Source organism: Natranaerobius trueperi, from assembly GCF_002216005.1.
Lineage (GTDB): Bacteria > Bacillota > Natranaerobiia > Natranaerobiales > Natranaerobiaceae > Natranaerobius_A > Natranaerobius_A trueperi.
The window spans coordinates 12,163-33,412 of sequence record NZ_NIQC01000008.1 but is presented as its reverse complement, the minus strand read 5'-3'; the positions used below and the strand labels follow the sequence as shown (position 1 = coordinate 33,412).

The 21,250-nt window shown below is 34.0% G+C and carries 19 protein-coding genes and 4 pseudogenes; 19 read left to right on the top strand and 4 right to left on the bottom strand.

Features of this window, described 5'->3' with window-relative positions; genetic code table 11:
• Positions 1–58 precede the first annotated feature (58 nt).
• The 5 genes and pseudogenes from CDO51_RS05040 to CDO51_RS05020 all read left to right on the top strand — a co-directional run.
• Positions 59–499, top strand: coding sequence for a MarR family winged helix-turn-helix transcriptional regulator (locus tag CDO51_RS05040; RefSeq protein WP_089023217.1), 441 nt, complete (start codon positions 59–61; stop codon positions 497–499).
• A 14-nt stretch (positions 500–513) separates the two neighbouring features.
• Positions 514–945: an acetyl-CoA carboxylase biotin carboxyl carrier protein gene (gene accB, locus CDO51_RS05035; protein WP_089023216.1), complete on the top strand. Its 432-nt coding sequence runs from the start codon at positions 514–516 to the stop codon at positions 943–945.
• A 23-nt stretch (positions 946–968) separates the two neighbouring features.
• Positions 969–2,306: an acetyl-CoA carboxylase biotin carboxylase subunit gene (locus tag CDO51_RS05030; protein ID WP_089023215.1), complete on the top strand. Its 1,338-nt coding sequence runs from the start codon at positions 969–971 to the stop codon at positions 2,304–2,306.
• 23 nt (positions 2,307–2,329) lie between these two features.
• Complete coding sequence (locus tag CDO51_RS05025) at positions 2,330–4,090, top strand: acetyl-CoA carboxylase carboxyltransferase subunit alpha (RefSeq protein WP_089023214.1); 1,761 nt, start codon at positions 2,330–2,332, stop codon at positions 4,088–4,090.
• A gap of 141 nt (positions 4,091–4,231) precedes the next feature.
• A pseudogene (locus tag CDO51_RS05020) lies at positions 4,232–4,783 on the top strand (peptide-methionine (S)-S-oxide reductase MsrA); the annotation flags it as partial.
• Between the two features lie 33 nt (positions 4,784–4,816).
• On the opposite strand, the gene CDO51_RS05015 reads toward CDO51_RS05020, so the two are convergent.
• The 3 genes and pseudogenes from CDO51_RS05015 to CDO51_RS05005 form a co-directional block, all read right to left on the bottom strand.
• Positions 4,817–6,412 (bottom strand): helix-turn-helix domain-containing protein, encoded by a 1,596-nt coding sequence (locus CDO51_RS05015; RefSeq protein WP_089023212.1) that lies wholly within the window; start codon positions 6,410–6,412, stop codon positions 4,817–4,819.
• Between the two features lie 131 nt (positions 6,413–6,543).
• Positions 6,544–6,758: pseudogene (locus tag CDO51_RS15315) on the bottom strand (urocanate hydratase); the annotation flags it as partial.
• Between the two features lie 51 nt (positions 6,759–6,809).
• The gene (locus tag CDO51_RS05005) at positions 6,810–7,040 is read right to left on the bottom strand and encodes a urocanate hydratase family protein (RefSeq protein ID WP_158212328.1); all 231 of its coding nucleotides are present in this window, start codon (positions 7,038–7,040) and stop codon (positions 6,810–6,812) included.
• A gap of 522 nt (positions 7,041–7,562) precedes the next feature.
• Here CDO51_RS05005 and CDO51_RS05000 point away from each other — a divergent pair.
• The 10 genes and pseudogenes from CDO51_RS05000 to CDO51_RS15300 all read left to right on the top strand — a co-directional run bounded on the left by CDO51_RS05000 (position 7,563) and on the right by CDO51_RS15300 (position 17,073).
• Positions 7,563–8,912 carry a YjiH family protein gene (locus CDO51_RS05000; RefSeq protein WP_089023209.1) on the top strand — a complete coding sequence of 450 codons (1,350 nt, stop codon included), beginning with the start codon at positions 7,563–7,565 and terminating at the stop codon, positions 8,910–8,912.
• Positions 8,913–8,983: 71 nt separating this feature from the next.
• The gene (locus CDO51_RS04995; protein WP_089023208.1) at positions 8,984–10,186 is read left to right on the top strand and encodes a CaiB/BaiF CoA transferase family protein; all 1,203 of its coding nucleotides are present in this window, start codon (positions 8,984–8,986) and stop codon (positions 10,184–10,186) included.
• 27 nt (positions 10,187–10,213) lie between these two features.
• Positions 10,214–11,350: an acyl-CoA dehydrogenase family protein gene (locus CDO51_RS04990; RefSeq protein ID WP_089023207.1), complete on the top strand. Its 1,137-nt coding sequence runs from the start codon at positions 10,214–10,216 to the stop codon at positions 11,348–11,350.
• Positions 11,351–11,415: 65 nt separating this feature from the next.
• Positions 11,416–13,068: a urocanate hydratase gene (gene hutU / locus CDO51_RS04985; protein WP_143824682.1), complete on the top strand. Its 1,653-nt coding sequence runs from the start codon at positions 11,416–11,418 to the stop codon at positions 13,066–13,068.
• An 89-nt stretch (positions 13,069–13,157) separates the two neighbouring features.
• Complete coding sequence (locus tag CDO51_RS04980) at positions 13,158–13,943, top strand: electron transfer flavoprotein subunit beta/FixA family protein (RefSeq protein WP_089023205.1); 786 nt, start codon at positions 13,158–13,160, stop codon at positions 13,941–13,943.
• Between the two features lie 20 nt (positions 13,944–13,963).
• On the top strand, positions 13,964–15,181 hold the full coding sequence (locus tag CDO51_RS04975) for an electron transfer flavoprotein subunit alpha (RefSeq protein ID WP_089023204.1): 1,218 nt from the start codon (positions 13,964–13,966) through the stop codon (positions 15,179–15,181).
• Positions 15,182–15,366: 185 nt separating this feature from the next.
• Complete coding sequence (locus CDO51_RS14915) at positions 15,367–15,492, top strand: hypothetical protein (RefSeq protein ID WP_276206990.1); 126 nt, start codon at positions 15,367–15,369, stop codon at positions 15,490–15,492.
• A gap of 581 nt (positions 15,493–16,073) precedes the next feature.
• Positions 16,074–16,235: pseudogene (locus tag CDO51_RS15310) on the top strand (IS3 family transposase); the annotation flags it as partial.
• 226 nt (positions 16,236–16,461) lie between these two features.
• The gene (locus CDO51_RS15305; RefSeq protein WP_089023202.1) at positions 16,462–16,617 is read left to right on the top strand and encodes an IS3 family transposase; all 156 of its coding nucleotides are present in this window, start codon (positions 16,462–16,464) and stop codon (positions 16,615–16,617) included.
• A gap of 378 nt (positions 16,618–16,995) precedes the next feature.
• Positions 16,996–17,073 carry a hypothetical protein gene (locus tag CDO51_RS15300; protein WP_420811481.1) on the top strand — a complete coding sequence of 26 codons (78 nt, stop codon included), beginning with the start codon at positions 16,996–16,998 and terminating at the stop codon, positions 17,071–17,073.
• A gap of 213 nt (positions 17,074–17,286) precedes the next feature.
• Here the strand turns inward: CDO51_RS15300 and CDO51_RS04955 are convergent, their stop codons facing one another.
• The gene (locus tag CDO51_RS04955) at positions 17,287–18,738 is read right to left on the bottom strand and encodes a flavocytochrome c (RefSeq protein ID WP_089023201.1); all 1,452 of its coding nucleotides are present in this window, start codon (positions 18,736–18,738) and stop codon (positions 17,287–17,289) included.
• A gap of 938 nt (positions 18,739–19,676) precedes the next feature.
• Here CDO51_RS04955 and CDO51_RS04950 point away from each other — a divergent pair.
• The 4 genes and pseudogenes from CDO51_RS04950 (at position 19,677) to CDO51_RS04940 (ending at position 21,077) form a co-directional block, all read left to right on the top strand.
• The gene (locus CDO51_RS04950) at positions 19,677–20,015 is read left to right on the top strand and encodes a hypothetical protein (protein WP_089023200.1); all 339 of its coding nucleotides are present in this window, start codon (positions 19,677–19,679) and stop codon (positions 20,013–20,015) included.
• A 270-nt stretch (positions 20,016–20,285) separates the two neighbouring features.
• A complete protein-coding gene (locus tag CDO51_RS13740) occupies positions 20,286–20,450 on the top strand; it encodes a hypothetical protein (protein WP_158212327.1) in 165 nt (54 codons plus the stop codon).
• An 18-nt stretch (positions 20,451–20,468) separates the two neighbouring features.
• Positions 20,469–20,615, top strand: a pseudogene (locus CDO51_RS04945) (transposase); the annotation flags it as partial.
• A gap of 198 nt (positions 20,616–20,813) precedes the next feature.
• The gene (locus tag CDO51_RS04940) at positions 20,814–21,077 is read left to right on the top strand and encodes a stage V sporulation protein S (protein ID WP_089023198.1); all 264 of its coding nucleotides are present in this window, start codon (positions 20,814–20,816) and stop codon (positions 21,075–21,077) included.
• The last annotated feature ends 173 nt before the right edge of the window (positions 21,078–21,250 follow it).

Here is a 21,250-nt window from a genome sequence, read left to right as displayed (position 1 = left end):
TCAAAGTATTTGATTATTCAGATATACGTTATCTATTAATAGGTTCAGGGGGGATTTGATGCCTGAGAGTGTTTTAAATGAATTACTAGTAGATACTTTTAATGATATTCTTAATATCCAGCAGCAGGTTTTACAGTCAAAAGGACTTAAAAATTTATCTATTACAGAAGTTCATACCATTGAAAAGATTGGGAAAAAGTCTAAACGCACTATGTCACAAGTTGCCTCTGAACTAGGAATTACTATTGGTACATTAAGTACATCAATAAATCACCTAGTTAAAAAAGGGTATGTAGAAAGAGCGAGATCTGAAGAGGATAGACGAATAGTATATTTAAAACTTACCAAAAAAGGTATAGATGCTAAGAGAATTCATGAAACTTTTCATAAAGAAATGGTTCAAGAAGCTATTATAGAGCTCTCTAAAGAAGAACGGGAAGTTCTTATTAAATCTATGAGAAAATTAAATACCTTTTTTAAAAACAAACAAAGTAAATAGTGGGAGTGATAACAATGGATTACAAAGAGATTATTAAATTAATGAAGGAAATGAATGATTCAGATCTTACAAAATTGAAAATAGAAGAAAATAACGTTGTGATAGAAATGGAAAAACAAAATAATGATGTGAGTGTTACAAAAGAAAAACCTAGTCTAGAAAAAACAGATGTTGAAACAAAGGAAGTTAATTTAGACGATGATGATATTGAAATAGTTACAGCACCTATAGTAGGGACATTTTATTCAGCACCTTCTCCTGATAAAGAAGACTATGTAAAAGTAGGGAGTAAAGTAGAAAAAGGTGATGTTCTTTGTATTGTAGAGGCTATGAAAATTATGAATGAAATAGAAAGTGAAGTTAGTGGTGAAGTTGTAGAAATACTGTGTGCGAATGATGATAGTGTAGAATATGGACAGGAGCTATTTAAAATTAAAACTAGTTAATATTGTAGTAAAGGATGATGAATATGTTTAAAAAGATTTTAATAGCTAATAGAGGTGAAATTGCCGTTAGAATAATTAGGGCTTGTAGAGAAATGGGAATTGAAACAGTAGCAGTTTATTCTACTGTAGATAAAGAAGCTCTACATGTTCAAATGGCAGATGAATCTATTTGTATTGGTACAGAAACAGATAACTGTTATACAAATATTAGTAGGATACTAAGTGCTGCAGAACTTACTAGTTCTGAAGCTATCCATCCTGGATTTGGTTTTTTATCAGAAAATAGTCGTTTCGCTGAAATCTGTAGAAAATGTAATATTACATTTATAGGTCCTAGTGCAGAAGTAATTGATAAGATGGGTAATAAGTCTAATGCAAGGGAATTGATGCAACAAGCTAATGTTCCAGTTATTCCGGGTACTAAAAAACCATTAAATAATGAACAAGACGCTAGAGAAATGGTTGAAGAACTTGGGTACCCAGTGATGATTAAAGCTGCCTCCGGTGGTGGAGGTAGAGGTATACGAATTGTTAGAAATAAAGATGAACTTTTAAATGCTTTTAGTACAGCTAAAAAAGAAGCGAAAGCTTTTTTTGGTGATGACACACTCTATATGGAAAAGTATTTAGAAAATCCGAGACATGTAGAAGTACAAATTCTTGCTGATAAATACGGTGAGGTCTTGTATTTAGGTGAAAGAGATTGTTCTATTCAACGAAGAAATCAAAAAGTTGTAGAAGAAGCCCCGTGTCCTGTGATGACTGAAGAACTAAGAGAAAAAATGGGACAAGCTGCTGTGAGGGCAGCTAAATATGTTGGATATGAAAATGCGGGAACAATTGAATTTTTATTAGATAAACATAATAATTTTTATTTCATGGAGATGAATACTAGGATTCAAGTTGAACATCCGGTTACAGAAGAGATAGTAGGTATGGATTTAATTAAAGAACAAATAAAAATTGCAGCAGGAAAAAGGTTAGAGAAAACTCAAGACGATATAGTATTAAAGGGACATTCCATAGAATGTAGGATCAATGCTGAAGATCCACAGGAAAGTTTTATGCCTTGTCCGGGTAAGGTATCAGGACTTTTTATCCCTAATGGTTTAGGGGTAAGGGTAGATTCTCTTCTTTATGATGGATATACAATACCATCAAATTATGATTCTATGATTGCAAAGCTAATAGTCCATGGTAAAGATAGAGAAGAAGCTATTAATAGAATGAAAAGAGCTTTAGGAGAGTTTGTTATATTAGGAGTAAAAAATAATATTGATTTTCACTTAGATATTTTAAATAATGATGATTTTGTAAAAGGATCTTATGATACTAACTTTATTAATAATCAATCCTTTTAATCTAAAAACAAGGGGATGGTCATGTGTTTAATGGACTATTTAAAAAAACGAACAATATAACCCTGAACTCAGAAACTAGTACAAAGCCTACTAAACCACACATTCCAGTCGGATTATGGGAAAAATGTGATGACTGTAAGTCAATCATATATGTAAATGACTTAAAAGAAAACCATTATGTTTGTCATGAGTGTGGCCATCACTTTAGGCTAAGTGCTAAAGAGCGGATAAAACAAATAATAGATGAAGATACTTGGTTCGAGTTAGATAAAGATATCTTTTCTGAAAACCCATTGGATTTTCACGGCTATAGTGAAAAAATAGAAAAACTACAAAAAAAGACTGAACTGAATGAAGCTATTGTCACAGGAATTGGTAAAATTAATAATAAACAAGCGATAGTAGGTGTTATGGATAGTAGGTTTTTAATGGGTAGCATGGGTTCTGTTGTAGGTGAAAAAGTAACAAGGGCTATAGAAAAAGGAATAGAAGAAAACTTACCTGTTATTTTGTTTACAGCATCAGGTGGAGCGAGGATGCAGGAAGGTATCTACTCATTAATGCAAATGGCAAAAACCAGTGCTGCTATTAATAAACTAAAAGAAAAGGGACTACCTTATATAGTAGTACTTACAGATCCTACAACTGGTGGTGTTACTGCAAGCTTTGCCATGTTAGGTGATATAACTTTATCAGAGCCTAATGCACTGATAGGCTTTGCAGGAAAAAGAGTTATAGAACAAACTACTAGAGAAAAGTTACCTGAAGGATTTCAAAGGGCTGAGTTTTTATTAGACCATGGGTTTATTGATAAAATAATACATCGAAACAATATGAAAAGTAAACTTAGTCATATTTTAGAATTGCACAAATTAAACAACCCATCTTTAAGAGTGGTAGATAGTAGTGATACCTCCTTTGAAAAAACAAGTGTAGAGAGAATAGAACAAAGTGAACAACTACCCCCTTATGATAAAGTGAAGTTAGTGAGAAAAAAAGAAAGACCTACTTCTTTAGAGTATATAAATAATATTTTTGAAGGATTTATAGAGTTTCATGGAGACAGATATTTTGCTGATGATGCTAGTATAGTCGGTGGGTTGGCCTTTTTAAATGATTTACCTGTAACTGTTATAGGTCAGCAAAAAGGTAGAGACTTACAAGAAAATATTGATAGAAACTTTGGTATGCCTAACCCTGAAGGTTATAGAAAAGCACTTAGACTTATGAAACAAGCAGAGAAGTTTAATAGGCCGATTATAAACTTTGTAGATACCTCAGGTGCAGGTTGTGGTAAAGGTGCAGAAGAAAGAGGACAAGGTGAAGCAATAGCACAAAACCTCTATGAAATGTCTTCTTTAAATGTACCGGTTATCTCAATAGTTATTGGTGAAGGTGGTAGTGGAGGTGCACTAGCCTTAACAGTAGCTGATGAAATATGGATGTTAGAGAACTCTGTTTACTCCATACTATCACCAGAAGGCTTTGCTAGTATATTATGGAAAGATTCCTCAAAAGCAAAAGAAGCAGCAGATATGATGAAGATTACCGCACAAGACTTAAAGGAACTAAAAATAATTGATGAAGTTTTAGAAGAACCTTATCAAGATGCTAGTAAAGATGTACAAGCTATGTCTAAAATTATTAAAACTGATCTTTTAAAAGCCCTTGATGATCTATCTCAAAAGAAAACCGGTGAATTACTAGAAAACAGATACACTAAGTTTAGAAATATCGGTAGATTTTTTGAAAAAGTAACTGAGAAAGAAGTATCAAATAATTAGTATTAGATATAGAACTTGGCTACAATACTAATAGTAAATCGTATTTAGTTGGAGGTATCTAATATGAAGCCAAAGATAGATCAATATAATCCTTGTAAAACAGAGACTGCTACCTTTGGGCTTGGTTGATTTTGGGGACCAGATGCTCAGTTTGGGCAACTTACTGGTGTAATTAGAACTAGAGTGGGATATGCAGGAGGAGAAAAAGATAATCCTACGTATCATAGTCTAGGTGATCACACTGAGACAGTGGAGTTAGATTTTGATCCAAATCAAATTTCATATAAAGAATTGTTAAATATCTTTTGGGAAAGTCACCATCCAACGGTTAAATCTTGTCCTAAACAATACATGTCTATTATCTTGTATCATAATGAAAAACAACGAGAACAAATATTAGAAACGAAAAAGGACAAAGAAGACAAATTATCAACTAGATTGTATACAGAAATACAATCTTATTCTAAGTTTTTTCGAGGAGAAGATTTTCATCAAAAGTTTTATTTACAAAAGTATCCAGAACTTATGGATGAATTAAAGAACTTTTACAATAGTTTTAGAGAACTTGTAGATTCAACAGCTGCAGCAAGAATTAACGGATATTTAGCAGGATATGGGAGTGAGAATGACCTTTTAAAAGACCTTCCTTTACTTGGTCTATCTGAAAGAGGTCAAAAATATTTAAGGGGTTAAAACAGGACATTGTTGTCCTGTTTTTTTTAGTGTTTACTTGCGAAAATTGCTAGGTGGGGAACCAAAGTATTTTTTGAAAACTCTACTAAAATAGTTTGGGTCAGAATATCCAACTCTTATAGCAATTTCTGAGATAGTTTCATTTGTATCTAAAAGTAAATATTTGGCTTTTTGCATACGTTTGTAAGTTAAATACTCGATAAAAGATATTCCGATCTCTTTTTTAAATATATGGCTAATATAATAGGGGTTTAAACAAACTACCTCTGCTATATCGTTTAGAGAAATATTTTTATTATAATTATAATCGATGTATTTACATGCTCGTTTGATCACTCGACTATTTTGTTGGTTTTTACCTTGTGAAACATAATTGATTGCATCTTCTATAGCCTTTTCAATTATAATTTTCAAATCACTGATGTAATCACTTTCTATAATATCGTACGTCCATTTAGCGTTAAAATTGAAGACTATTTCGGAATCTACCCCTTTTTCTGCTGCAACCCTCATAATTGTAGTTATGAATTGGATTGTTTTAATTTTAAGAAGCCAAGGTTTTGTGTTAACTGAGTAAAAACATTTTCCGAACAGATGTTCAAAGGCATTTAAGGCTTCACTGAGATCGCCAAGTTTAATTTTATCTAATACTATTGTTTCTAACTCGTAGTCTTGATAAGGAAGGGTTTTTGACAATGGGGTCTCTTGATGATAAAAGAGTACTTGATTATTTCCCTTAAAGAATTTATGTTCAGATGCAGAAACTGCTTCTTGATATGATAAATGCAAGTTTCTTGTATCCTGTTGTTTTCCTACTCCAATTGTCAAGGTACAGTCTGTATTTTGAGCGATTCTTTTTTGGAGCTTTTCTGTTAAGGTGAGACAATTAACACTAAATTCCTCATTATCTTTACAGACTGGAAGTGATGTTAAAATCACTATTTTTTCTTTTCCAAGAGGTGCAGCAGCACTTCCTTTGTAGGGTGCAATTATTTTTTCAACTTGATGAAAAATTTTATTTCTGAATTTAAATTTAAACTGTTCACTAGTATTTTTAGTTTTATAATAGAAATTGTCTATGTCAGCTACTATTGCTAAATTAGGAAGTAACTGAAATCCTAAAGCCTGTGCGTATTCATAAATTTGTTTTATACTGTTAAAATTCGAAAATATGAGATTATAGACAAAGTCAAAGGAAGTATGGTAGTTTATTAAGAAAACTTCTTTTGATTTTTTAAACTTTATTTGTTTGTCGAGCTTATGAAAGGCAGAAGAAATACTAGTTAAAACTTGATTAGGATCAGGTGGTTTTTTTATATGGTCAAATAGCTCTAAATGGAGAATTTTTTTAAAATCTTCAATACCTTCTAGTTGTGAAATTGCAATTAATTTTATATAATTGTTTTTAATTTTTGTATTTGATATATGGGTTAGTTCAGTTTCTGTTAAAGTAAAGGGGTTAAATATAATGCACAGCTTATTATCATCCATTCGTGTAAGCTTAGTAATAAGTTCATGTGAATTTTTTGCTTCTTCAATTTTATCTATTTCAATAGCACTATTCTCTAATAACCATTTGATTCCAGTGCGGTCTTTTGTATCTTCATCATAAATTATTATTGATGTCAAGCAATCCCCCCCTCAAATCACTTATTATCTGAGATAACTTAGTTATATTTGGCATCTTTTAATCGGACGAAGCTTAGGTTAGAATTATTATTTAATACACTTCTTAATTTCTTTTAGTAAAGTCTGTTCATTACTAAACTCATTCCTGCATGAATAGAATGACTAATACCTACCCCACCGCCATAGTGTAGGCTTACCATAGTTGCTCCTGAACTAGTATTTAAGAGGGCATTAAGGACTGGCCAATCAACTATGGCAAAGACCCATCTGGCATATTTTCTGTTTCTCTATAAGGAGATGCTATTGTACCTGCTGGCTCTATATGGTCTCTTGTCATTACAATTGGTCATGATTAGCTATCATCTCATTAATGCATAAATTGTAAATGTGATTTAATTTATGATAAGGCGTAGTTAATATATTTACTGGGGTGATTTTTACGAAGGGATTCGGCCTTTTCTATTGACAAAAAATTTGGAATATATCCATAGAGTAAATCATGAGCTGATGTTTGATCAGTTACTATATCTGGAATAAAATTTTTAGTTAGTAACTCACTGTAAACGTTTGCTGCATTACCTTCGATTGCAATCGATACAGACTTATTTTTTTCTTGCTTCTTTAGCAATATTTATAGCGTGGTTTTGATTACCATGTATATCCCTCCATTAAAATTAGACGTAACTCATCCTACATTTCCTAACGTAAAAGATAGATTATAGAAAGTAATCTCTACTTATTGTGATAGGTAAAAAAATGGTTTAGTTGTTAAATAATTATATTTAACAAACAATACGTAATGATAAAAATTTAACATCATTAATTTCTAAGAGAATAGGATGAATTAACTCTAAATAGACCTGTTTGCTACAGGTCTATTTTTTTGTAACTACATAAAAATAATTAAACAAAATTATCAAGATAATCAAAAAATAATTCTATTATATTAACCTAGAGTCGAAAATAAAAAAATACTCTTAATATTCAAAAAAATTTACGGAGATCAAAAGGCAGGGCAATACGTATACTTATAGTAACAGTATAGTTAGATAGCATTCAAGGTTAATGACTATTACCATGTCTAGAAAACTCTAGGCGTATCGAAAAAGAACTTACCACAAAAATCATTATAAGGAAAGGAGGTAGTAAGTTGCATTTAGATAATAACGTTTATAAAAATGGGGTATTAAAATTTGTATTAGGTACTTTGATAGGTATCTTCATCTTTTTTATCCCGGTTTCAATTACTGATGGTCAAATTAGAGTTCCACTGGTTATAATACTTGATTTTGTCCAGGATCATTTAGAGTTTGCATTAGACTATTTAGTATTAATCATGTCGATTATGTTAGTGGTAACATTTTTATTAACTAAATGTACCAATTTATTGCCAACTTTTAAAAAACATCACGAAAAGGATAACTGGATAATATTTACACTGTACTTGTTGTCAACAATTTTTTCTTTTCTAGTAATTACTGATACTGGTCCAGAACAGATACTTCACCCTGATGTAGGTGGATTAGCACTGTATCTATCTGGAAGCGTGTTATTAACTGTTACTTTAGCTGGAACCTTTGTAGCCTTCTTAATTGATTTTGGTTTAGTAGATTTTTTAGGCACATTATTAGCTCCAATCATGAGGCCTTTATATCGTGTACCAGGTTGTTCTGCAGTTGATGCTTTAGCTTCTTTTGTTGCTGCTCCTGCAGTTGGAGTATTTGTAACAAACAAACTATATAACCAAAAAATATATACTCAACGAGAAGCTTCCGCGATTACCACAAACTTTAGTATTTGTAGTATAGGTTTTTTTGCAGTATTAGCGACTATGGGAGATGTGCTACATCTATTCCCTCATATAATACTAACTTCTTTAATTACCATTTTTATAATGGGGGCAATAGTTATAAGGATACCACCAATTTCTTTTAAAAAAGATGTTTATATCGATGGAACTCTACAAACCCAAGAACAAGTTCAAGAAGAAAATACAAAAGTTGATAAGCAGATTTTTGGTAAGGCTGTATCTGTAGCCTCTAAAACTGCGGCTCCTAAGGGCATAAATGCTGTATACTACAGTTTTTGGGGAGCAGCTAAATTTGCCCAGAAGATTCTAGCTTATGTAATGTCTATTACAGTACTAGGTACTCTAATCGCAGAATATACTCCGTTTTTTGACTATTTAGGAATGATCATGGTCCCGTATTTAAATTTATTTAATATACCATATGCAAGTGAAATAGCAGCTTCCACATTAGTAGGAATATCTGAACTTCTCTTACCATTAGCAATCATTGTTGGATCAGATATATCTGTTGAAAGTGTATTTTTCGTTATAGTACTTAGCACTGTTCAGATTATATTTTTCACAGAAAGTGCTAATGCCATGTTAGAAGCGGATATTCCAGTTAATTTCTTAGATTTAATTATCATATTCCTGATTAGAACTGTAATTGCTATTCCATTAGTTGCGCTGGCGACACATTTAATTTTTTAGCAAAAACAAAAGTTACAAAATTCTGAATTCTCTAAAAACAAAATTGAAATTTTGTATTGGAGGGATATAGTTTGACTAAACCTTTAAAAGGTTTAAAAGTATTAGATTTAACAAGGGTATTATCAGGCCCTTTTTGTACAATGTTGCTGGCTGATATGGGTGCAGAAGTGATTAAAATTGAACGTCCGGGAATTGGAGATGACTCAAGGCACTTTGGACCATTTAAGGAACAAGAAAGTGGTTATTATATGTTATTTAACAGAGGAAAAAAGAGTATCACATTAAACTTAAAGGATAACCAAGGCAAAGAGATATTTAAAAATATGGTAAAAAAATGTGATGTTGTTGTTGAAAACTTCAAGCCTGGAGTGATGGAAAAATTAGGTCTAAATTATGAAGTTCTATCTGAAATTAATCCTCAGATTGTGTATTGTAGTATATCTGGATTTGGTAATACGAGTTCTTTTAAAAAACGACCTGCTTATGATCTAGTTGCCCAGGCAATAGGTGGAATGATGAGTATTACAGGTTATCCAGATAAACCTCCTGTAAAAGTAGGTTCATCTTTAGCTGACATGAGTTCAGGACTTTTCGCAGCTTATGGGATAGCCCTTGCAGTACTTAATCGTGAGAAAACTGGTAAAGGTCAGTCAGTTGATATTTCTATGATAGATAGTATTTTTACTTTATTAGAAAGTAATGTAGTCAGATACTCGATAGGGGAAGAAGTCCCTACCAGAATAGGGAACAGACATCCTATCAGTGCACCATTTGATACCTTTCTAGCAAAAGATGGTTATATAGTTATAGCTATAGCAAATGATGCATTGTTTGCAAAATTTGCAGAAACGTTAGGTCAGCCAGAATTATCTCAAAATAAAAAGTTTAATACAGATTTTAACAGATTACAAAATCAAGCAGAATTAAAACAAATCATAGAATCATGGTTACAAGATCGTACTGTGAAAGAGGCTTCTGAGCTTCTTTTAGATAGTGGAATACCTTGTGCTCCTATATATGATATCAAGCAAACTTGTGAGAGTAAGCATATCCAAGAAAGGGAAATGATGGTGGAACTAAATCATCCAAAAGCAGGTAAAGTTAGAGTTCCAGGTAACCCGGTAAAGCTGTCAGATACTCCAGCTTCGATAAAAGAACCTTCACCTTCTCTTGGAGAGCATAATTTAGAAGTTCTTACAGAGTTAGTTGGGTTATCTGAAGGAGATATAAAAGAGCTTATTCATAGAGGGGTTATTGATAAAGAAAATTCCTAAAAAATTTAAGGAAAAGGGGGTATAACTTTGAAATTTCAATTAACAGAAGAGCAACAAAGTGTCAAAAATATGGTTCGACAATTTGGTCAAGAAATGCTAGCACCTAAAGCTGAAGAAGTTGATCAGAATAATGAGTTTCCCATGGAAAGTGTGAAAGAAATGGCAAAGTATGGATTGATGGGGATTGCCTATCCAGAAAAATATGGAGGTGGAGGAGCAAGTTCTATTAGTGAAGCTATTGCCTTTGAAGAAATCACATACTCTTGTGCTGCAACAGGGTCAATTATAACTGCTCACTATTTAGGTTTTGATGCAATTTATTTAGCTGGTAACGAAGAACAAAAACAAAAATTTCTTAGACCAGCGTTAGAAGGAGATTATTTAGCCGCTTTTTGCTTAACTGAACCTAACGCAGGGACGGATGTAGGGGCTTTGAAAACTACAGCAAAATTAGATGGAGATGAGTACGTACTAAACGGAGTAAAACATTTTATAACAAATGGAGCTTATGCTGATGTGATGACAGTATTAGCAAAAACCGATAAAGATGCAGGTACCAAAGGTATGAGTATGTTTATTGTTGATAAAAACGCACCTGGCCTAAAAATAGGTTCTGGAGATGACAAAATGGGTATTAGGGGAGCTAGAACCCATGAAGTTATCTTTGAAGATTGTAGGATACCAAAAGAAAATCTCCTAGGTAAAGAAGGTGATGGTTTTAGGATTGCTATGCAAGTTATTGATAGAGGAAGAATTGGGATTGCGTCTATGGGAGTTGGCTTGTCACAAGCAGCTTTTGATGCCTCAGTAGAATATACAAAAGAAAGAGAAGCGTTTAATCGGCCAATAGCTAAATTCCAAGGTTTACAATGGATGATTGCTGAAATCTCAACTGATGTTGAGATGGCAAGATTAGCCACTTATCGAGCAGCTTTTACTAAAGATATACAAAAAAATATTTCTAAAGAAGCAGCAATGGCTAAACTTTTCGCAGCTGAAGCCTCAAATCGAGTGGTTCATAAAGCTGTTCAACTTCATGGTGGTTACGGTTATATGAAGGAGTATCCTGTTGAACGTTTTTATAGAGATCAAAGAATTTTAGAGATCTTTGAGGGAACTTCACAAGTTCAGAAAATGGTTATAGCAGGTCATGCACTGAAATAAAATATCGGTCTTATAGATAGTGAGTTTAAATTGGTTTTATTTATAAACAATTAGGAGGTTTGATTATGTCTAAAAGTATAAGAGCACCTCACGGAAATCAATTGAATTGTAAGGGATGGGTACAAGAGGGAGCAATGAGAATGCTTATGAATAATCTTGATCCCCAAGTTGCTGAAAAACCAGAGGATTTAGTCGTGTATGGAGGTATCGGTAGAGCTGCACGAAATTGGGAGTGTTATGAGGGGATAATTAGTTCATTAAAAAAACTAGCCGGCGATGAAACATTATTAGTTCAATCAGGCAAACCCGTAGGGGTTTTTAAAACAACTGAAATGGCACCAAGAGTATTGATAGCTAACTCGAATTTAGTACCAGCTTGGGCTAATTGGGATAATTTTTTTGAATTAGAAAAGAAAGGGCTTATGATGTATGGACAAATGACTGCTGGTAGCTGGATTTACATTGGTGCTCAAGGAATATTACAAGGGACGTATTTAAGTTTTGTTGAAGCAGCAAAGAAGGTATTTGGAACTCCTGACCTCTCTGGTAAATTTATCTTAACAGGTGGTATGGGAGGTATGAGTGGAGCACAACCTTTAGCAGGGAAAATGGCAGGTGCAGCGATTTTAGTGGTTGAAGTTGATAAAAAACGTATCGAAAGAAAAATTAAAGAAGGCTACTGCGATGTGATGACTGAAAGTTTAGATGAAGCTCTAAAGATAGTTAAAGAGAATAAAGATGAGAGTAGAGCAATTTCAATTGGACTAGTTGGAAACTGTGCTGAAATATATCCAGAGCTAGTTAAGCGTAATGCCATTCCAGATATTGTTACAGATCAAACTAGTGCTCATGATATAGTTAATGGTTATGTTCCCCATGGTATGACATTAGATGAAGCCGCTAAGCTTAGAGAAAAAGATCCATCAAAGTACTCAGATAGATCTTTAGAATCTATTGCACTTCATGTTCAAGCTATGCTTGATATGCAAAAGGCGGGAGCAGAGACCTTTGATTACGGAAATAATATAAGGGCACAAGCTCAGAAAAAAGGTGTGAAGAATGCTTTTGACTTCCCAGGATTTGTTCCTGCATATATTAGACCCCTATTTTGCGAAGGAAAAGGGCCTTTTAGATGGGCTGCTTTATCTGGAGATCCAGAGGATATTTATAAAACAGACCAAGCTGTTATGGAAATGTTTGAAGAAGATGAAGCACTTGTTAATTGGATTAAAATGGCTCAAAAAGAAGTTAGCTGGCAGGGGTTACCTTCAAGGATCTGTTGGTTAGGTTATGGTGATAGACATAGATTTGGTTTAAAGATAAATGAAATGGTTGCTAATGGTGAACTCAAGGCACCAATTGTGTTTGGTAGGGACCATCTAGATTGTGGTTCTGTAGCCTCACCTAATAGAGAAACTGAAGGGATGAAAGATGGAAGTGATGCTATTGCAGATTGGCCAATATTAAATGCTTTAATTAACGCATGTAATGGTGCTAGTTGGGTAAGTGTTCATCACGGTGGTGGAGTTGGTATGGGCTATTCCATTCATGCAGGTCAAGTAATGGTAGCCGATGGCACTGAACTCGCGGCTGAAAAAATTGAACGGGTTTTAATTAGTGATCCAGGAATGGGAATTATACGACATGCTGATGCAGGCTACGATATAGCGAAAAAAATTGCAAAAGAGAAGAATGTTAATATTCCAATGCTTAAATAACTAGAAGATTGAGGGCTGTAATAGTTACAGCCCTCGACCTAAAGTGAAACTAGATTAAAGATTGTTTACAAACTGAAAGGGGGAGGAAAATGAATATAATTGTATGTATAAAACAGGTGCCTGATACTTCGGAAGTTAAACTAGATCCAGAGACTAATACATTGATCCGCGAAGGAGTACCAAGTATTGTTAATCCCTTTGATGAAAATGCTGTTGAAGCAGCACTTCAAATCAGAGAGAAATTTGGTGGTAAGGTGACCGTTATTACTATGGGACCACCTCAAGCAAAAGATGCTTTGAAGAAATGTGTGTCTATGGGTGCAGATGATGCTTATTTATTAAGTGATAAGGCTTTCGCTGGTTCTGATACATGGGCCACTTCTTATACTCTTTCTAGAGCAATCAAAAAATTAGGTGATTATGATCTGATTTTATGTGGAAAACAGGCAATAGATGGAGACACTGCTCAAGTTGGTCCAGGAATTGCAGAGCATTTAGATTTTCCTCAAGTCACTTATGTTCAAGAAATTGATGAGGTTAATGATGATAAGATTAGGTTAAAACGATTAGTTGAGGGAGCAACCCACGTAATGAATGTTAGCCTTCCAGCAGTACTTACAGTAGAGAAGTCTGTTAATAATCCGAGATATCCTAGTATTAAAGGGATTATGAGATCTAGTAAAATGGAAATACCGGTGCTAGTGGCTAAAGATCTGGACACTGATCCGAATTTACTTGGTTTAGACGGTTCACCTACAGAAGTAAGGACTGTGTTTCCACCTGAAAGTCGGGGGGAAGGTGAAATGATTTCCGGAGAACCAGAAGAAGCAGCTAAAAAATTAGTAGGAAAAATATTAGATTTGAAAATTGTATAATTATGAAGGGAGGGGTATAAATGTCAGTTAGAATTATAGAAGAAAAATGTACGGGTTGTGAACTGTGTCTACATGCATGTCCTTATCCTGGAGCAATAGAAATGGAAAATAATATTGCTAAAATAACGGATAATTGCACGCTTTGCGGGGCATGTGAAGATGAGTGTCCAGTGGGTGCAATTGAAGTTGCAAAAAAAGAAACAAAAGCCGAAGTTGATGATAGTTATGAAGGTGTATGGGTTTATATAGAACATGTTGACGGTGAACCCTTAGAAGTTTCTTTTGAATTATTAAGTAAAGCTAAAGAACTAGCAAAAGATTTAAACACTTATGTAGGTGGAGTATTGATAGGTGACAAAATAAAATCTAAGGCCAATGAAGTTTTCGCATATGGGGCTGATAAACTATATTTAGTTCAAGGAAGTGAATATAAAAACTATAATACAAAATTATATACTCATGCCATGGATAATATTATCAAAACTTATAAGCCAGAAATAGTCCTATTTGGTGCAACAAATAATGGTAGAGATTTAGCTGCTAGAGTAGCAGTACGATTAAGGACTGGTCTTACTGCAGATTGTACGAAAATAACAATTGATAAAGAGAAAAGGCTTCTAGAACAAACAAGGCCAGCATTCGGTGGAAATATTATGGCCACAATTCTGTGTCCTATAGGTAGACCGCAAATGGCAACCGTACGACCCAAGGTTATGAAAAAAGATAAACCAGATTATGCAAAGCAAGGAGAGATTATCGAAGTTAACTTAGAAGATAAACCACAAGAATTAAGAACAAGAATAATTGATATTATCCAACATACTACGCAGACAGTAAACTTAGAGGATGCTGAAATTATTGTTTCCGGAGGTAGAGGATTAAGTGAACCTGAAGGGTTTAAATTAATTGAAGAACTAGCTGTGGCTATAGGTGGGGCTGTTGGAGCATCAAGAGCAACAGTTGATGCAGGATGGATCCCCCACCATCATCAAGTAGGTCAAACGGGAAAAACTGTGGCACCAAAGTTATATATAGCATGTGGGATTTCAGGAGCAATACAACACATGGCTGGAATGCAAACATCAGATGTAATTATTGCTATAAATAAAGACCCTGATGCTCCTATATTTGATATTGCCACTTATGGTATTGTGGGAGATTTATATGAGGTTGTACCTGCTCTGATCAAAGAATTTAATAATTACTTTGAAACAAGTCGTAAAACAGGAGATTGTTAGAGTTTACTTATATAATAGCAATAGCTAGATTGAATTCTTTTATTTGGTCTAGAAATTTTAAATGAGATAAATTGTACTAACACTTAATACTTTTTATAGTAAAACAGTTCTTTTGTTTGATATGCTCCCCTTATAGTAGACAGTTAAAATAATATAACTGTTTATTATGAGGGGAGTTTTGTATTATGGGTAGAAAACCTAAGGTGTTACCTGAAGTTAAAGCAGCAGTTGTAGAGGCTTATTTAAAAGGTCAAAAGGGAGAGTGGAATTATTTCCTACAGTCAAGAATACTTCCTATTCTAAGGAGCTAAAATTTAAAGCTATAGAAGATTATCTAGCAGAAAAAGGTTCTTTGTGGGAAATTAGCTTAAAATAGGGATTAAGATCAAATTATTAACTCAAAAATTGGATTATGAAGTATAATGTCATGAGGAAATTAAATCATCTGGTTTAGGAGGAAATCAAATCATGACCAAAGGAAGAACAACTACTATAGAAGAGCGGTTGCAATCGTTAAGTATTGCATAGAAAATGACAAGAACTATAATGAGATAGCTAGTGAGTATCAGGTTTCATACCAGCAGTGTGAGAAGTTGAGAAACTTGAGGCTGACAAGAAGCTACTGAAAGCTTAAAAGAAGCGTTTGGAAATGGAAAACGAACTATTAAAAAAGTTGGAGGAGATCGTAAGGAGGCGACGCTAAGCCCGTTAACAATCAGTATAAATACCTTGCTATTCAGACCTTATCTTTAGAAAAAGGCTATCCGATATAAACTCTTTGTGAAATATTAGATGTTAATCGTTCAGCATATTACAAATGGCTTCGTCGAGAAAAAAGCCAAAGAGAGTTGGAAAATGATCATCTCTTAAATCTCATTATAGGGCATATGATAGAAAGAAATGGCAATTTGGTTACCGCCAGATGACAATTAAAATTCGTCGTGAACAGAACATAATTATTAACCATAAAAGAATTTATCGTATTATGCGAAGCGTTGGCTTGAAGTCGTATGCCGTAGAAAAAGAAAGTACTTTGGGTTACAGATGTTACTGAATTCAATTATGGTGGTGGAAAGAAAGCATCAATGTAATTGTATTTGAAACCTTTGATAAAGCTATTGAAAATCACCCTAATGCAAAACTTATTTTCCATAGTGATCGTAGTCTTCAGTATACCAGCAAAGTATTTAGAAAGAAGCTGAATCAAGCTGGCATGGTTCAAAGCATGTCTCGTGTTGGGGCTGTATCGATAATGGTCCTATGGAAGGTTTCTGCGGATATTGAAATCCGAAATGTATCACCTTCAAAAGTTTGAAAGTCTCAAGTGTGCCATAGAAGAATATATAGATTACTACAACAATAATCGTTATCAAAAAAGATTGAAGTGCATGACACCACTAGAGTATCGTAATTATCAAGCACAAGCGGCTGTATAAATATAGTGCCAATCAATTCGATTGACGCTACACAATTAACATTTACCTAACTAGTTTTGATCGTCTACTCGAAAGTAGAGGACATAAATTTGTGAGGTATGCCGATGACTGTGTTATTTACGTTAGAGAGTAAGGGAGCCGCTGAAAGAGTAATGACTATTTGTATAAAGTACCTTGAGGAGAACTTAAAACTACTTGGTTTCTATCTCTACAAATCTAGGTGGAAGGCTGGAATACAACCGCACCAAAGTCTATAGAACGGTTCAAGGACAGAGTTCGACAGATAACAAGTCGTAAACGTGGTAGGTCAATTCAACAGACACTTAAAGAACTTAAAATATTCACACAGGATGGTTAGGTTATTTTGCAATTGCAGATATGAAGAACAGAATTACTTCCCTTGACGAATGGATTATGCGTAGAATTCAAATGTACTTGTGGAGGTTTAAGAGCTAACAGCTGGATACTATCGAGGTCATTAACAAATGAATACCTCGCATCAATTGGATGTGAAGATATATCCAAAAGATACGAGGTACTGTACTCAAACCATTAAACCGCCAAGTACCGGACGGTCCCCTTGGTGGTGTGAGAGGTTGGTAGCTAAATTAATTATCTACCCCCTACTCCTAAAATAATAACATATTTAATGGCATACTGTTAATATGTTTAATTATTAAGTTCAGAAGCAGCTGTCTCACCGGCAATTCGTCCAAAGACAGTAATGTCAGTTAAGGCATTACCACCTAGACGATTAGTACCGTGAATACCCCCGGTACATTCACCGGCAGCGAACAATCCTGAAATAGGTTCCCCATCTTCGTCAAGAACACGTGCTTCTGTGTCGATGTGTAGTCCACCCATAGTATGGTGGGTAGCTGGTGTGATCTCAATTGCATAATATGGATCGTCTTCTAAAGTCATATTCATGTCTTCACGTCCAAAGTCTTCGTCTTTTCCTTTGTCTACGTAGGAATTGTAAGTATCAACAGTTTCTTCTATTGAGTCAGCAGGGAAGTCTAGTTTTTCTGCTAGCTCTTCGATGTTATCTCCTTCTGTTACCATGCCTTGATCAACATAATCTTCTATAGCTCCCAAAGAATCTCTCAGGCTATCATCAAAAAACAAGAAAGCACTCTGTCCTTTTTGTTCTAATATTGCTTCGGATACTACTTCTCTAGTATCCAATTCGTCTATGAATCTATCTCCGGCTTTATTTAAAAGAACTGCACCATTACCTCGAACCGCTTCAGTGATCAATCTTCCTGATTCTACTTCTACTGTGGGATGAATTTGAATCATTTCCATATCTATTACATCTGCTCCTACTTCCTGAGCTATTTCAATACCTGTGCCAGTAGCGCCTTGATGGTTAGTAGTAGCGAACCCTTCTAGTTCGGGGGCATATTCTGTTATCATATCTTCATTGGCACCAAAACCTCCGGTAGCCACAATCACTTTTTCAGAATTTATGTCATAAGCTTTTTCTTCTTCTTCTACATGAACTCCAGAAACATCATCTTCTTCAGTCAAAATCTCTACTCCTTTAGTATTTAGTAGGAAGTCAACTCCTTGCTTTTCAGCAGCATATTCCAAGGTATTTACTACTTCTGGTCCTACAGGTTCTCCTCCTGCGGGTCTATGAGTTCTCGGGTTACTGTGTCCTCCTAAAGTACCTACATCACTAAGATCGGCTCCATAGTCTTCAAGCCACACAACACTATCAGCGGACTCTTCGGTTAAAATCTCTACTAGTTCAGATATGTTTTCATGGTCTCCGCCTTCCATAGTATCTTCATAGAAAGTTTCGACATTATCTTCAGTACCTTCTTCTTCCTGGTAAAGAGTTTCAGCGGCATTTAATCCACCGGTTGCCCAAAGAGTGTTTCCGCCCAACATAGGCCTCTTTTCAACGACTACTACATCAGCTCCTTCTTCAGCAGCGGATGTGGCAGCTGCTAAACCTGCACCACCACCACCGATAACAGCTATGTCGTATTGTTTGTCTGTTTGTTCTGTCTCTTCACCACCAGGCTCTTCCTGATCTTGTTCCGGTTCACAGGCAGTAAAACTAAATGTCATTAATCCTGCTAAAGCTAGATAACTTAATTTTTTCCACATTATTTTCGACCTCCTTATAAGTTTTATTCTTTTATTATTGTTGGTAATTGTTGATTTATTACAATAACAAACGTTTAACTGAAAATTTTATCATGAACAATACTGGTCAATAATCTATTATTTGAAATTTTTTATTTTCATATACAGGATATTGGAGCGATATAATTATGATATTTAAAGAATTTAGTTCTTACTATTTATTTGGAGACATTTTTCTCGAAACATGGGTATTTTTAAAAACTTTTTGGTCTTTAAAGAGCTTCTTTTGCATTTTTCGCTAATATATCTGCTCTACTAAATGATAATGTTAGTAGACAATTCAATCTTATAAGTTGAACAGATGGCGTAGGCTGTAAAAGAAGGAGTAAATAAAACTCAAGTAGAAGTAGACCATTTAAATGTAAAAAACTATGAGGATCCTTCAAGCCTTGACAAATTACGAAGGAATTATAATGGGTTATTCTACTTTATTAAACAAGGTTAATTTGGTAATAATTTCACATTATTTAGTTTTAATTTGATAATAACCTGTGAATTACCAGTCTTTCGAACATGTCATAAAATCAGCATGAGCTTTATTCACTAATTCTATTAAAAGTCGTAGTGGAAAACTGCGACTTTTAAGGTAGAATCCTGTGTTAATTAACCTTTTTTCAACTCTAAAATAAAACCTTTGGTACAAGTTATAGTACATATACCATAATTCAAAGCCTTGCATAGTAAGGAGTTAGTTAGATTTGGTATATTTTCAAGTAGAAGTACCAAATGTTCCTCATTTATTTTATAATTATTAAATAACTATAAAGAGTTAAATACTTTAACAGAGTATAGTATTGACATTTTGATTATATATCTTTATTATGTAAGAGTCGATGATTTAGTTAACACTATCAACCTTTTCAATTCTACTCTATAAATTAGGAAAAGGAGCGATATATATGTTATACGTGGTTTTTATAGGTATTGCAACATTATTCTTGGGAATGCTTATTTCTGCTGGAGGGAATTCTTCATTAATTACTCATTTTCTAGTAGGCATTGGAATTATGGCTACTTTAAGAGGCGGTGTATTTTTACTTACTGAAAAACTGGTTCGAGAAAAAGCAAAAGATGCAGCATTTGAATTAATCCAAGAATACAAAGAGCTTTGGGAAAAACATACAGAAAGTTTTGTACAATCCATAATTATTCCTATCAAGAAAATAGGGGATAAATTAGATGATATCAATCCTATAACTTGTTATAGGTGTGGAAGACTATTTTGTAGAGAATGTTAATTCGTTAGTTGCTCATCTGTTTCAACTTCTAGTGTTACTCCATCAATAACTCTTCTTCCCCCCCCTTATCTTCTCTTAACTACATAGCAATATTTTAGAAACTGGTCTCTAATGAAACCCTACTGATAAAAACCAGGGCGAACTAATAAGTACAAGTATATAGTTGACACTCCACACGCCAGACTGTCTAACAATTAAACGAATATTTGTTATAAAAAAGATGAAATTAGCCATTGCTGTCGAATTTATATAATATAGGAGTTGATAGCGATGGCTTTTATTGAAAGCATAGATAGAAATCAAATTAATTTATTTCCAAATACATTAGATGACTATGTTAGTGAAGATAATCCTGTAAGAGTAATTGACACTTATGTTGATAGCCTTAATTTAGAAGAAATCGGATTTAAAACTTATTCTGGCAATAATGCTTGATAAAAGCCATATAAAAGAAAACACTTACTTAAGTTGTACATATATTGTTATATGAATAAGATAAGGTCTTCACGTAGAATAGAAATGGAAGCAACTAGAAATATGGAAGTGATGTGGCTGGTAGGAAAAGTTACACCCCACGCATTCATGCGTCAGACTGTCTAACAATTAATTAAAAACCATAACATAATACCTTTTTGCGGTATATTACTCTTCGTGGGCTTTTCGCCCTAATACTGTAAATTAATGGTTGGCAAAGTGACTAGTTGAGTCTCTATGTAATAAAAATTAGAAAAATAAAGGTATTATTTAAAATATCTATAATAGTATATAGTAGCGGCCAAAAATTAGGAGGTATTAATAATGGAAATGTTAAAAGTATCAGCAAAGTCAGACCCAAATAAAGTTGCAGGTGCACTTGCAGGAGTGATTAGGGAACGTGGAAAAGTAGAATTACAAGCTATTGGAGCAGGAGCTATTAATCAGTGTACAAAATCTATTGCTATAGCTCGCGGGTTTGTAGCCCCTAGTGGTATTGATCTTGTTTTTATTCCAGCTTTTATTGATATCGAGATTGATGGGGAACAAAGGACAGCTATCAAGTTCATTGTAGGGCCGCGTAAGTAACCACAAGCGAATGGATTTAAATTAAGGGCTTCAATAGACTCTAAAAGTCTTAGGAGCTCTTTTTTTACGAAATATAGTTCTAGGAAGTAGGTGATATTAATGGATGAAAGATTTAGATTTAAATATCAAAAAGATGAATTAGAGGAATTAGAAGACGAAGTGATATCAAAACT

Excerpts from the sequence above, each read along its gene's own strand:
- CDO51_RS05040 (WP_089023217.1), top strand. The coding sequence starts at position 59 with ATGCCTGAGAGTGTTTTAAATGAATTACTAGTAGATACTTTTAATGAT.
- accB (WP_089023216.1), top strand. The coding sequence starts at position 514 with ATGGATTACAAAGAGATTATTAAATTAATGAAGGAAATGAATGATTCA.
- CDO51_RS05030 (WP_089023215.1), top strand. The coding sequence starts at position 969 with ATGTTTAAAAAGATTTTAATAGCTAATAGAGGTGAAATTGCCGTTAGA.
- hutU (WP_143824682.1), top strand. The coding sequence starts at position 11,416 with ATGTCTAAAAGTATAAGAGCACCTCACGGAAATCAATTGAATTGTAAG.
- CDO51_RS04980 (WP_089023205.1), top strand. The coding sequence starts at position 13,158 with ATGAATATAATTGTATGTATAAAACAGGTGCCTGATACTTCGGAAGTT.
- CDO51_RS04975 (WP_089023204.1), top strand. The coding sequence starts at position 13,964 with ATGTCAGTTAGAATTATAGAAGAAAAATGTACGGGTTGTGAACTGTGT.
- CDO51_RS14915 (WP_276206990.1), top strand. The coding sequence starts at position 15,367 with ATGGGTAGAAAACCTAAGGTGTTACCTGAAGTTAAAGCAGCAGTTGTA.
- CDO51_RS15300 (WP_420811481.1), top strand. The coding sequence starts at position 16,996 with ATGAAGAACAGAATTACTTCCCTTGACGAATGGATTATGCGTAGAATT.
- CDO51_RS04955 (WP_089023201.1), bottom strand. The coding sequence starts at position 18,738 with ATGTGGAAAAAATTAAGTTATCTAGCTTTAGCAGGATTAATGACATTT.
- CDO51_RS04950 (WP_089023200.1), top strand. The coding sequence starts at position 19,677 with ATGTTATACGTGGTTTTTATAGGTATTGCAACATTATTCTTGGGAATG.
- CDO51_RS13740 (WP_158212327.1), top strand. The coding sequence starts at position 20,286 with ATGGCTTTTATTGAAAGCATAGATAGAAATCAAATTAATTTATTTCCA.
- CDO51_RS04940 (WP_089023198.1), top strand. The coding sequence starts at position 20,814 with ATGGAAATGTTAAAAGTATCAGCAAAGTCAGACCCAAATAAAGTTGCA.